This is a genomic window from Pasteurella oralis (assembly GCF_002850605.1).
Classification (GTDB): Bacteria; Pseudomonadota; Gammaproteobacteria; order Enterobacterales; family Pasteurellaceae; genus Pasteurella; species Pasteurella oralis.
This window is the reverse complement of record NZ_NXGB01000002.1, coordinates 125,500-138,453: the sequence shown is the minus strand read 5'-3', so window position 1 is coordinate 138,453 and position 12,954 is coordinate 125,500. Positions and strand designations below refer to the sequence as shown.

At 34.2% G+C, this 12,954-nt stretch carries 8 protein-coding genes; 4 read left to right on the top strand and 4 right to left on the bottom strand.

Annotation, left to right across the window (positions count from 1 at the left end; translation table 11 throughout):
* Window positions 1-173 precede the first annotated feature (173 nt).
* Window positions 174-305, top strand: a complete 132-nt coding sequence (locus C0975_RS11670) for a hypothetical protein (RefSeq protein ID WP_281255520.1) — start codon at window positions 174-176, stop codon at window positions 303-305.
* A 1,755-nt stretch (window positions 306-2,060) separates the two neighbouring features.
* Here the strand turns inward: C0975_RS11670 and C0975_RS03015 are convergent.
* Window positions 2,061-2,399, bottom strand: coding sequence for a carboxymuconolactone decarboxylase family protein (locus C0975_RS03015; RefSeq protein WP_101774925.1), 339 nt, complete (start codon window positions 2,397-2,399; stop codon window positions 2,061-2,063).
* Between the two features lie 290 nt (window positions 2,400-2,689).
* Between C0975_RS03015 and C0975_RS03010 the strand changes: the two genes are divergently transcribed.
* A complete protein-coding gene (locus C0975_RS03010) occupies window positions 2,690-3,382 on the top strand; it encodes a DUF7424 family protein (protein WP_101774924.1) in 693 nt (230 codons plus the stop codon).
* A 69-nt stretch (window positions 3,383-3,451) separates the two neighbouring features.
* Here C0975_RS03010 and cspE read toward each other — a convergent pair whose 3' ends face one another.
* The gene (gene cspE / locus C0975_RS03005; RefSeq protein ID WP_101774923.1) at window positions 3,452-3,661 is read right to left on the bottom strand and encodes a transcription antiterminator/RNA stability regulator CspE; all 210 of its coding nucleotides are present in this window, start codon (window positions 3,659-3,661) and stop codon (window positions 3,452-3,454) included.
* A 359-nt stretch (window positions 3,662-4,020) separates the two neighbouring features.
* On the opposite strand from cspE, the gene tehB reads away from it, so the two are divergent.
* Complete coding sequence (gene tehB, locus C0975_RS03000) at window positions 4,021-4,881, top strand: SAM-dependent methyltransferase TehB (RefSeq protein WP_101774922.1); 861 nt, start codon at window positions 4,021-4,023, stop codon at window positions 4,879-4,881.
* Between the two features lie 37 nt (window positions 4,882-4,918).
* Here tehB and C0975_RS02995 read toward each other — a convergent pair whose 3' ends face one another.
* Both C0975_RS02995 and dapD read right to left on the bottom strand, forming a co-directional pair.
* Window positions 4,919-6,001 (bottom strand): DUF7821 domain-containing protein, encoded by a 1,083-nt coding sequence (locus C0975_RS02995; RefSeq protein WP_101774921.1) that lies wholly within the window; start codon window positions 5,999-6,001, stop codon window positions 4,919-4,921.
* Between the two features lie 158 nt (window positions 6,002-6,159).
* Window positions 6,160-6,984, bottom strand: a complete 825-nt coding sequence (gene dapD, locus C0975_RS02990) for a 2,3,4,5-tetrahydropyridine-2,6-dicarboxylate N-succinyltransferase (RefSeq protein WP_101774920.1) — start codon at window positions 6,982-6,984, stop codon at window positions 6,160-6,162.
* A gap of 190 nt (window positions 6,985-7,174) precedes the next feature.
* Between dapD and C0975_RS02985 the strand changes: the two genes are divergently transcribed.
* Entirely contained in the window at window positions 7,175-12,901 is a 5,727-nt protein-coding gene (locus C0975_RS02985) for an alpha-2-macroglobulin (RefSeq protein WP_101774919.1), read from the top strand.
* Window positions 12,902-12,954: the final 53 nt, after the last annotated feature.

The following is a 12,954-nucleotide window of genomic DNA, read 5'->3' as shown; positions in this document are numbered from 1 at the left end:
ACCAATTCAGCGGTTACTTATGTTTCTAGGCATTATAAAACTAATGCTCATAGCTCATACAACAATGATGCATTACGTCTATCTATCGGCTTTAAATTCTAACAAGTAGCCCATTTACATAATCTAAAGCCGTTTAATAACGGCTTTTTTGTGCCTAAATTTGGAGAAACGCAATGAATTTACCTGATGAATTATTTCTTAGATATGATGAAATGCCTGTTTATCTTGAAAATCAAGCTAAAACAAAGATTAAAGAAATACAAAAACCAAGCAACAGTAACCAAAAAAAGCTTATGAATTACTAAATCGATAGGTTCAATCACTTTATATTAATTAATAGTTCAAATACTATGTATCCAATAATTATTGTTTTTTATTTTTTGGACAGTTTCAGCATTTATACTTACTCATTATAGATTATTAAGCAAAAAAGACATTAAACCTTCAACAATGGGAAAAATTAGCAATGCCTAGAAAACCATTTATTTCCAATTCTAGGACATTATCTTATTGAAAATGACTTCCCCACCTTAATTGGAATTGTAAAACTACTCAATAAAGTATAAATAATGTACTCCGTAGAATCATAATCCTTACTAATCAAATAGTAAGTTTGGTTTAAAAGTTTCTAACCTCAAATTAATCGTTCTGCTAATTTATATTTAGATTTTCTCTCTACTTTTTCACATTACTAGAAAGATATTAAAATCCTAAAAATAGCTATTTATTCTGACTTTCTCTCTCATTCTATTCCTTTGGAATGAATGTTAATTTTATAGCACTTCTAATAGCGGTAAAGTTATTTAATCCAAATTCCTAAGCTACATGACTTCATATAAGCAAGGTAAAATGTGTTCTTATGCTATTTTACGATATTTCTAGTTTCAATATAAACCCCATCTAAAATTCTATCGATAAAGAAATCATCAAAAAATTCTGTTTAAATATCAGGTTACACCTTTATTGCTCATTCTTTGGGCTATTCATTTAATTCTTTAAATTGTTTTGCGTATCTTTAGACTGATGAAAAGTATTCAACACTTTATAGATACTACTGAGAATATGAAAATTGTATAAAAAATAAAAAAACAGCTTAATTAATGAATCAAAAAAGTGCATTTTGTCAACAATAAGATTTACTCTTAACCATTTAATAATTACAATGTGGAATAGTAGGCTTGTCTACTAACTTATTATTTTTATTTTTTATTACTACACATGGAACGTTATTATGAAAAATCAATCATTACTTGTAACAATATTGTCACTCATTCCAGTTTTTGCAACTGCTCAAACTGGTTAGTTTAATTTCTATGGTAAAGCTGGTATTGACCTGACATCTCGTTTTGATGCAATTGAAATAGCAGCCTTCGCTCAAGATAATAATAATGAACTTTTTACAAGTTCCCCTTCAAAGAAAAATACTTTTGCAGCTAGCATTTTCTTAGAAACAACATATAATCTTTTATCACAAACAGAACTTGGCTTTGGTATAGGTTATATCAAACGTAACGGTTTTAATTATCAACGAATCATTAAAGACAGGGAAAACGTTAAAATCAGAGAAACATACAAAGTAAATCGTTACTCTTCTATTCCTCTTTATTTAACGCTTAAACAAAACCATTCCCTCAATCAACACACTAAATTTTATTTTAAAAGCGACTTAGGCTATTCATTAAATAAAACACCTAGTACAGTACATAATGAGTATAGGCTTGATAAAGGTATTAACGATCATCCTTATACAATTAATTTTAAAACTAAAAACGGTCTTTATTTGGGATTAGGCGTCGGAATCGAATATAAGTCTTTCTTAGCTGAGCTTGGATATTATCATACTAATTCAGCAGTTACTTATAATAATTACAAAAAAGTAGGTGTTAACAATCCTATAATGGAAGATGTACATCGTTCATATAATAATAACGCGCTACGCTTCTCTATTGGCTTGAAATTCTAAATAGAATAGATAGTTATACAATAAAAGCCTGTATATATTACAGGCTTTTATTTTTCATTACTAACTAAAAACCACTTTTTATGAAAGTATTTTTTTACTATTGCTGATCATTAAACGCTTCTAATGCACGCAATGAATAAGTGTATGCAGCTCCAGCATTCATCGCAATTGCGGTTGCAAGTGCCGCAGCAACTTCTTCTTCCGTTGCGCCTGCCTTCACTGCTTCGGCAGCATGTATACCAATACAGCTTTCGCAACGTGTCGTTACTGCAACAGCTAATGCAATTAATTCTCTTGTCTTTGCATCTAGCACGTTATTTTCTACAGCTGCAGTATTCAATGCCGCATAAGCCTGTAGCATTTTAGGATATTTTTGACCTAAAGCGCTAAAAGATTTTCTTACATGTGAAACATCATTTTTCCAATCTGCAAACATAAAAACTCCTTATAACTAAAATGAATTGCAATGGTATAGTATTTTCTCATTAAGGCTTTAGACCATAAATTTCATAAATATATCCCAATTCTCATTCAATTACTTTAGTTTTAATCTTATATTAATTTCCAATGATAAATTTTAGCCCACTAATTACTATTCTTTTTTGTTTGTTTTACATACAATTAGTGATTTCTACCATGTATAGTGCAGAATATATCTATTAAGCTATCAACACTAACAAGACATAAATAGATTAATTTTATATTACAACCCACTGGAGGAAATCTATGAAGAAGCTATTTTTATTAATCTGTTTAGTACTGAGTTTAACTGCCTGTAAGACAGAAATTGAAAAAGAAGTATCACTTAAATCTATTTTGAATGAACCTATAAACACGGAAATAGCAGTCTTAAATGTACAAATTGCCTCCTGTCATAGCCATGAAGATTCAAGAAAACCTTCAAAGGATTTAGTGAAGACTCAACAAAAGATTCCTACTGTATTTACAAAAGCAAAATATAAAGAGTGTTTTTCGAAACAATTTGATTCTTTTGCCAGTTTTGAAATTCCTATTGATATAGGCAGACTCAAAAATGAATCTGACTTTCAAAATGATGTCAGTATATACAGTTATAAGAATCGCCAATTGAATGTAAGAACAAGCCCTCAATTGGCACAAAATATTCGTCGTTTTGTTAAAAATGAGTTTATCAATAATTTAGATTTTAATATGTTGATTACATTAAAAAATGATACGAAAGAAAGTCATTCATTTAATGTATATTCTGCTTATATAGATGATGAGCCTATCGCAATTGATCAGTTGACCTTAGATCCTAATACTGAAATTAAAATTAGACTTTCTAATACTTCGGCAGATAGTCTATGGGTATATGAAGATGGTGGAAAAACAACCGTATTAAGCTCTGCATTTGAGCTAGATAAGATACTAGATAAGCTTGATAATGCTTCAAAATAAGCAGGAATGGTATAAAAAAATCCCCCAATTTTCATTGAGGGATTTTTTTATATTCTAAACAAGTATCAATTAAATAACTCGTATATCAATTGCTGATGGACCGCGTTGTGAATCTTGTACACTATACTCTACGCGATCACCTTCGTTTAGCGTTCTGTAATTAGAACCGATAATGCCTGAAAAATGAACAAATAAATCTTTACCACCATCTGCTGGCGTGATGAAGCCGAAACCTTTATCAGAATTGAACCATTTTACTGTGCCATTGAATTTAGACATATTGTCTTCCTCTTAATAAATTGAAATTAAAATTTAATGCTTGAAACAAGCGTAGTGCTAATAACTGCTACTTAAATAAAGATGAGTAAGAGTGCTTTTCAAGTAACAAATTTAACGCTTGTAAACGAGGAAGAACTGTACTAACTAACTTATATAAAGACGGGTCTAGCGAAATGCATTAGAACACGTTAATCTTATTAAAGCAAACAATATTTTAAATTATTTTTCCAATCTGATTTATCTCTCATATTGTGACTCTACCTATAAAGTCGCATTTTCCCTTGCTAGCATTGCATTCCTTAAACCTTTTTATTATCCTACTATTTGAGTCAACTATTAAAATAAATTAAGGGTAAATTATGAAAAACGAATTAATCTGTTATAAAAGAATGCCAGTTTGGACTGCAACCTCACTACCACAAATGTTTCAAGAAAAACATAACACTAAAGTTGGAACCTGGGGGAAATTAACAGTTCTAAAAGGTCAACTTAAATTTTATGTATTGTCGGAAGCAGGTGAAGTGATAAGTGAACATATCTTTACACCAACAAGTGAAATTCCGCTTGTTGAACCACAGCTTTGGCATAAAGTTGAACCACTTTCTGATGACTTAGAGTGCTATCTTGAATTTCACTGTAAAAAAGAAGATTACTTCAACAAAAAATACAACATGACTGTAACCCATTCTGAAGTGAAACATGCAGTAGAAATACTATCACCATGCAAAGTTTTAGATCTAGGTTGTGGTCAAGGTCGAAATTCCCTCTTTTTAAGCCTATTGGGTTACAATGTCACATCCTGGGATCACAATGAAAATAGTCTTAAATTTTTAGCAGACACCGCAGAAAAAGAAAATCTCCTAATTCAAACCGCACTGTATGATATTAACTCAGCCAATATTCAAGAAAATTATGATTTCATTCTTTCTACTGTCGTTTTTATGTTCTTAAACCCTGAACACATCCCACAAATTATTGAAAATATGCAAAATCATACGAATACTGGCGGTTATAATCTAATTGTTGCAGCAATGTCTACTGATGATGTGCCTTGCCCAATGCCTTTCTCTTTTACTTTCAAAGAAGGGGAATTAAAACAATATTATCAAGATTGGGAATTGGTTAAATACAATGAGGAAATGGGAGAATTACATAAAACCGATGAAAATGGTAATCGAATTAAAATGAAATTTGTCACGATGCTTGCTAAGAAAAAATAATACAACAACGCCCTGTTGTCAGGGCGTTTTACTTGCTTTAATCACCTAATTTACTGATTGGAAAATCTAAAATTTCTGCTAAGCTCAGTATGCTTTCTACATCTGTCTTTAGACAAGGTAAAAAGCAATAACTCTCCAAACGCGTTTCAATATCTAATAAACTATAATTTGATTCAGCTTCAAACTTTCTAGCAATATCATTAGGCTGTAAGCCATCTTCTTCCTCAAGTTCAAAAGGTTGTTCTAGATATTTAGCAAGATAATCAAACAACATATCATAATCCATTTGCCAATGATCTTCATAAGTAGAAGTTAAAAATTCACACAAAAGAAAACGGTAATTTAAGAAAGCGGGTTTAACTGTGCCATAAAAACCCTCATCTTTCACTTGTTGGATTAATTGTTTTTGTTGCTGTTGTATTTTTAACCAACGTGCTTTAAAACCGTCTATATCCTGAATTTGTGTTAATTGGCAGAACTGCTCTAAATACAGTGAATATGCTTCTAATGTTTTTTGTTGGTAAGTCGTATTCGATAAAGCGAAACCAGTCACTTCAATAGACAGCGTTTGGCATATCTGCCCAATAGCGCGTTCTAATAGTGACCAATACGTTTTATCTAATTGTGCTTCACTCTCTATGTCTAAGATACGTGCACACTTCATTTCTTTAAAAATGTCACCAAATGTATTTGGCACCACTAAAATTTTAAAGCGCTGCTTCCCTTCCCTATCAGTGTAAGGTGTGCAAAAGAAAGTGACTTGCTCATATTTAGCCTTTTTCGCTTTCAAATGTTCCTGAACTGGTGCAATACCAAAACTTATCATGATAAAACAATAACTATTCCCATCGACTAATTCTTCTTTCGGAATAGGTTCAATATTGGCTTTCCATAATAATTCTGCCAATGCGTCATAATGATCTGTATAACCTGCATCCGCTAAGGTAGCTGTAATCAGCTCTTTTTCGTCATCATCAACATCGACAAAATGCCCTGGATAATAATAGTAATCAACTAAAATATCTGTTTTAAATAGATTATTTGGTATCTCGACACTATAGCTTTCATTGTCTAAATATTCTTCAATTTTGACTAAAGCATTTAAGATATGCTCATACATAATTTACTCTCATCTAAAAAAATTACATTTATCAACGTAGCACAATTTATCAACATGTTAATCATGGATAAACGAACAAAAAACTGACCGCACTTTATTTCTTTCAAGATAAAGTGCGGGCAATTTTAATCAAGTTTTAAAAAAGTGAGCTAACAACACTATTCATCAATTGTGCGCAATAATTCGTTAATACCGACTTTCCCACGTGTTTTCTCATCCACTTTTTTCACGATTACAGCACAATATAAGCTATATTTGCCACATTTAGATGGAAGGCTACCTGACACCACGACAGCCCCTGCTGGAACACGACCATAAGTAATTTCACCCGTTTCACGATCATAAATTTTCGTTGACTGACCAATGAATACGCCCATAGAAATCACAGAACCTTCTTCAACAATCACCCCTTCGACAATTTCAGAACGTGCACCGATAAAACAATTGTCTTCAATAATGGTTGGATTTGCTTGTAATGGTTCTAACACACCACCAATGCCTACACCACCTGACAAATGAACATTTTTACCAATTTGTGCACAAGACCCTACTGTTGCCCAAGTATCAACCATCGTGCCTTCATCAACGCGTGCGCCAATATTCACATAAGATGGCATTAATACTGTATTTTTTGCAATATAAGCGCCTTTACGCACTGCGGCTGGTGGCACAACACGAAAACCTTCTTGTTGAAAACGTACCGCATCATAATCAGCAAATTTCATTGGCACTTTATCGTAATAATTAGTTTCTGCACCAGTAACTAATTCATTGTCATTAATACGGAATGATAATAAAACTGCTTTTTTTAACCATTGATGAGTGATCCATTCCCCATCAATTTTTTCTGCAACACGATATTTTCCACTATCTAAACCTTCAATAGCTTCTTCAATTGCAGCACGAGTTTGTGCATCAACTGTTTTAGGGGTAATTTCAGCACGTTTTTCAAAAGCCGCTTCAATGATATGTTGTAATGACATGTTATGTTCCTCAATGGATTAAAACTAAGGGTGATAGTTTTATCATATTTCGACTTAAAACTCACCTGTTAATTTACAAGGAAATGGTCGGTTCTTTAAAAAAACAATGATCAAAGATTGCTCAACGAAATACATTTCAGGTAGAATCAAATCATTTATATATTGCTAAGTATTGCTAAGGATCTCTTTTATGAATAAACGATATTTCTTTTCCCTATTCAGCCTATTAGCCATGATTTTTATGCTGACAAGCTGTGAAGACAATAAAAATGATGAAGCTAATCGCATTAACTTTGAAATCAGCCCAATAGAATTAACAAATTATTATGAGAACCCTAAAGAAGTATATCCACTAGTCATTTCTTTTTCTGGTCCTGCCGCTCCAATTACCGCTGTTAACAAAGAAGTGACTGAAGGAATCAGCATTGAACCTGCAATAAAAGGAAAATGGTTTTGGCATACTGATTCGATGCTCTCATTTAAACCTGAAAACGATTGGCCAGCTGAGCAAGAATACAAAATCAAAATTGATGAAAAAATTTTAAATCCAAAACAAACTTATGTAAAAGAACTAAAACAACCATTCACCGTTACTACCCCAAGTTTTTATGCGAGAATCGCACAACAACATTTTTATCAAGATCCAAATCAAGCACATATTCGCCATGCCATTGTTGGTGTTGCATTTTCACATCCCGTTGATCGACAAAAATTTGAAAAGGCTGTTCAAGTTACGCTAATCCGTGATAATAAGGATGATACACGACATGTTATTTCACCGTTGAAATTCAAAGTACGTTATGCCGAAAACGATCTTGTTGCTTGGATTAGTTCTGATAATGTGAGTTTAGCACAAACGAATAACCAATATATTGAGACTAAAATTGCACAAAATCTAACCGCACTTGTAGGTGGTAACCAGCTTGACGGAACGCTATTCGCTAATGTAGAAGTCCCGACTAAATTTAGCCTTGATTATTCCTCCAACATTATCATTGCACAAAATGAAAAAAATGAAGCGGAACAAATCTTACGTTTAAACTTCAACCAACTTGTCAAAGGTAGCGATATTGCGCAAAATATTGCTGCCTTCCTTTTACCTGAAAAAACACCTGACAATAATACACACTGGCGTTATAACCAAATTAACCAAGACTTGCTAAATCAAGCACCAAAAGTTGCTTTAAAATTATTGCCAACACAAACTACTTATACCAATACACAGAGCTTCCAACTCGATATTCCAGAAAAGCGTTGTGTTTATCTACAAGTTAACAATCATTTCAGTGCATTAGGCGGCTATCAATTTAAGAAACCACTAGGCGAATTTATCTGTGCACCAGAATATCCAAAACATGTTGGTTTTGTTGGCACAGGCGCAATACTCTCTTCAGCAGGAGAACAAAAACTCACCATAGGTTCACGTAATTTCAATGAAATCACCTTACAAGTTGGTCGTATTCAAGAGGAACAATTACGTCATCTGGTTTCACTCAATCAGGGAGATTTCCAAAATCCAGATTTAGGGCAATTAAAAATTGATCATATTGCGGATTTCATCACAAAAGTTTACAAAGTAAATAATAAGAAACCGCAACAAACCAACTATATTGGCGTTGATTTAGCAAACTTAATCAAAACAGATATGCAATCTGCTGGGATATATTGGTTAAAAGTGAGTGGTGAAGATAAAAATTCCTCAACCCCATTCCGTGATACATCACAACGCTATGATTGGCGTAATGATGCAGATAATCAATTCACTGATTATCGTTTAATTATGCTTACTGATTTAGGCATTATCGCTAAGAAAGCTGTTGATGGTTCACAAATGGTCTTTGTGCAATCTATCAGTACAGGGGAAGCAATTGAAGGAGCGTCTGTTTCTGTTATCAGCCGTAATGGTTCAATTATTAAAACGAGTTTCTCTGATGAAAATGGGGTTGTGCATTTCGCCTCATTAGATCATTTTAAACAAGAGCTGGCTCCAGTAATGTATTTAGTTTCGACAGAAAACCAGTTGTCTTTCTTGCCAATTGATAAGCATGATCGAAGTCTTGATTATTCTCGTTTTGATGTTGGTGGTATTTATACTGAACAAGATATGGCAAGTTTAAAAGCTTACTTATTTAATGATCGTGGTATCTATCGTCCAAATGAAACTATCCATACAGGAATTATCACGAAACTGCAAGATTGGCGAACAGAATTGAATAATGTGCCATTACAATTTCAGATTATCTCGCCAAGCGGTAGAACAATGTTTAAACAGACAGTTCGTTTAGATAAGAGCGGTCTAAATTCTGTCAATTTTGAACTACCCGACGTAGCTGAGACTGGCGAATGGTTTGCACAATTGCTGATTGGCGAACAACACAAGCAAAAAGAAATTGGTTCTATGACATTCCAAGTACAAGAGTTTCAACCAGATAGCCTAAAAATTGCAACGACATTTAATCAAGTTGCAGCTGAAGGTTGGATCGGTCCTCGTGATCTCGTCGCAACTGTAAAACTGACTAATCTCTTTGGTACACCAGCTCAACAGCGTCGTGTCAACGCAGAGCTAACCTTGCATCCAGTATTACCTAAATTCAGTCAATATGAGGATTATCAATTCTTTGATAATCAACGTAACAAGTCAGCTATCTTGTATGAGACTACATTAGATGAACAGACAACAGATAAAGATGGTAAAGCGATTTTCCCAATTGATTTAAGCCAATATGCTGAAAATACAGCACAAATGTTGTATTTCACTGCAGATGGTTTTGAGAATAATAGTGGGCGCGCTGTCTCTAGCGTAAAATCCGTTATGGTGTCAGCACAACCTTGGCTAATTGGATATAAAAGCCATGTGGATTTAGCTTATTTGAAACAAAACACTCCGCAACAAGTTCATTTAATCGCAGTTAACCCTGCATTAGAAAAAATTGCACTTGAAGACTTGAAAGCCACTTTATTTGAGCGTCAATACCTTTCAGTGCTGACACAACAGCCTTCTGGTGCCTATAAATATGAGTCTAAATTAGTTGAAAACGAGGTTGAACAAACTTCAATTCAATTTGCTTCAACTGGTTTAGATTTTAGTCTAAATACGAAAAAAAGCGGTGATTTTGTTCTTGTATTAACCAATGAACATGAACAAGAAGTCAATCGTATTCACTATACGGTGATCGGGAATCAAAATCTGACTGTAGCAATGGATAAAAACACAGAATTGAAGCTACGCTTGAATAAAAAACAATTCAAACCAAATGAGGAAATTGAAATTGCTATTCAGGCGCCTTACGCGGGCAGTGGCTTAATTACAATTGAACGTGATCGTGTTTATGCACATAAATGGTTTAAGGCTACCACGAATAGTTCTGTACAACGAATCAAGTTGCCAGCGAATTTCGAAGGTAATGGCTATATTAATGTACAGTTCTCGCGTGATATCCATTCTCATGATATTTTCACCAGCCCACTGAGTTACGGTGTTGTCCCTTTTACTGTCAATGTGGATAATCGTCGCTTAAAACTCGAATTAACAACACCAAAACATGTGAAATCAGGCGATACCGTCGAGTTTACATTAACTAGTAATAAGCCAAGCAAAGCGGTGATTTATGCAGTGAACGAAGGTATTTTACAAGTCGCAAACTATAAGTTTACTGACCCACTAAAATACTTCTTCCCGAAAAATGCATTACAAGTCCAAACTTCACAAATTCTGGATTTAATCCTGCCAGAGTTCAGTAAAGTCATGCAATTTGCACAAACTGGTGGGGATGCTGAAATTGATATGGAACTCGCCATGAAAAAACCAATGGCGAATACCAACCCATTTAAACGTAAAGCAGATAAACCCGTCGCCTATTGGTCTGGTATTGTCGATATTAATGGTGAAAAAACCGTGACTTATCAAGTACCGGAAGAATTTAATGGTAACTTAAAAGTAATGGCAATTGCAGTAAGCGATGAAGGCAATCAACTTGGTCATGTTGAAACTGCAACAGCCGTACGCAACGATTTAATCCTCTCGCCAACCGTACCATTGATCTTAACACCAGACGATCAAGCACAAGTCAGTGTCAATATTGCTAACAACACGACTCAGACTCAACAAGTGAAGGTAAAAGTTGATGCTGAACCACAAATCAATATTATTGATGAAGCAGAAAAAACTGTTGAAATTGCTCCTATGTCAGAAAGTACGGTCGATTTTATGATTAAAGCGACACAACAATTAGGCGCAAGTAATATTCGTTTTAGTGCCACTTATCAAAATGCACAACAGCAAACTATTGATGTAGTACGTAACATCAATCTTTCTGTACGTCCAATTATGCCAAAACAATTTGTCACACAACTTGGTAAAGTGGAAGCTGGAAAGCGAGTTAATAGTACACTGCCTGTTACCCTCTTCCCACAATATCGTGAGCAATCAGCCCTATTTTCACCAATTCCATTGGTGTTAACACAAGGTGTTTCAGCTTACTTAAATCAATATGATAATTATTGTACAGAGCAAATTATCAGTTCAGCAATACCAACTCTCTTGTTCACGCAAAATAAAGCTTATCAGCCATTATTAAATACATTGTCACTGGTCAGCCATCAACATTTACCACAAGCAAGCGAACAAGATATTCGTCAATCATTACAAAAAGTCTTCAAACTTTTACCAACTCGCCAAACGCAAGATGGTAGTTATGGTGTGTGGAATAATGTCAATCATGGCGAAATATTCCTTACAGCTTATGTTGCACATTTCTTAATTGAAGCGCAAGAACGTAATATCAAGCTACCACAAGCTTGGTTTGGTCAAAACGGCTTATTTAATAACACTGTCAGTGCATTAGAATATCAAAGTATTCCACAAGAAGAAGACGAGTTAGTTGATTTGCGCCAACGTGCCTATTCTGCCTATTTATTAACACGTTTAGGTCAAGTCCCCTCAAATGCACTCATGTCAATTCGTACTGAACTTGAACAAAATTTTAATAATAAAGACTGGCAAAGTGACATGTTAGCAGCATGGTTAGCCGCAGCTTATCAGATGCTAAAACAAGAAACAGAAGCTAATCAGCTCATTGAATCAGTTATAAAACAACTAACCAATGAACGTAACGAAAAATGGTTGTACCGCAGTTATAGTGATCCATTGATTCAAGATAGTTCAATGTTGTATGTTATTGCACGTCATTTCCCAATGCATTTGGCTAAAGTATCAGATAAAGTCTTAACGCGTATCGCGCAAGATCTTAATCAACAGCGTTATAACACATTGTCTTCTGCGATGGTGCTATTAGCGCTAGATGCTTATACACAACAGAACCAAACGGATATAACAGCATTACACATTCAACAAAATGAAAAAGATATCAGTCAAAGTAATCCTCTTTTCCGTTTTGCTGATTTAATGGAAACACAAATGAATTTAGCTTTTGTGAATAATAGCACCCAGCCAGCATGGTTTGCTTTAACTCAGGTTGGTTATCCACAAAAAGCAGATGATAAAGCACTGGCTGATGGCTTAGAAATTTACCGTACTTATACTGATGAAAAAGGTCAACCACTAAACTCAGTCAGAATTGGTGATACCATTTATGCCACAATTAAAGTGCGGTCAATTTCTGACTATTTAACAGATGTGATTATTACGGATCTCTACCCTGCTGGCTTTGAAGTTATTTGGCAATCTGGCGTAGAAGAAGCTTCTGCAAATGGTTGGTATCCACAACATTCTGAAGTGCGTGAAGATCGTATTCTCAGTTATGGTGATGTAGAAGGTGAAATGAAAACCTTAAAATACCAACTTAAAGCGGTAAATATTGGCACCTTCCAAATTCCACCTGTTTATGCTGAAAGCATGTATGATCGCTCAATCAAAGCTTACTCTGCAAGTGAAGGGAAAATCCAAGTGATTAAATAATAACATTCAAGACAAAATGCCCACAGCGATCAATCTGTGGGCATTTTTTATCT

What these genes read in the sequence shown, in the direction of transcription:
- C0975_RS11670 (WP_281255520.1), top strand. Translation starts at nt 174, where the DNA reads ATGAATTTACCTGATGAATTATTTCTTAGATATGATGAAATGCCTGTT.
- C0975_RS03015 (WP_101774925.1), bottom strand. Translation starts at nt 2,399, where the DNA reads ATGTTTGCAGATTGGAAAAATGATGTTTCACATGTAAGAAAATCTTTT.
- C0975_RS03010 (WP_101774924.1), top strand. Translation starts at nt 2,690, where the DNA reads ATGAAGAAGCTATTTTTATTAATCTGTTTAGTACTGAGTTTAACTGCC.
- cspE (WP_101774923.1), bottom strand. Translation starts at nt 3,661, where the DNA reads ATGTCTAAATTCAATGGCACAGTAAAATGGTTCAATTCTGATAAAGGT.
- tehB (WP_101774922.1), top strand. Translation starts at nt 4,021, where the DNA reads ATGAAAAACGAATTAATCTGTTATAAAAGAATGCCAGTTTGGACTGCA.
- C0975_RS02995 (WP_101774921.1), bottom strand. Translation starts at nt 6,001, where the DNA reads ATGTATGAGCATATCTTAAATGCTTTAGTCAAAATTGAAGAATATTTA.
- dapD (WP_101774920.1), bottom strand. Translation starts at nt 6,984, where the DNA reads ATGTCATTACAACATATCATTGAAGCGGCTTTTGAAAAACGTGCTGAA.
- C0975_RS02985 (WP_101774919.1), top strand. Translation starts at nt 7,175, where the DNA reads ATGAATAAACGATATTTCTTTTCCCTATTCAGCCTATTAGCCATGATT.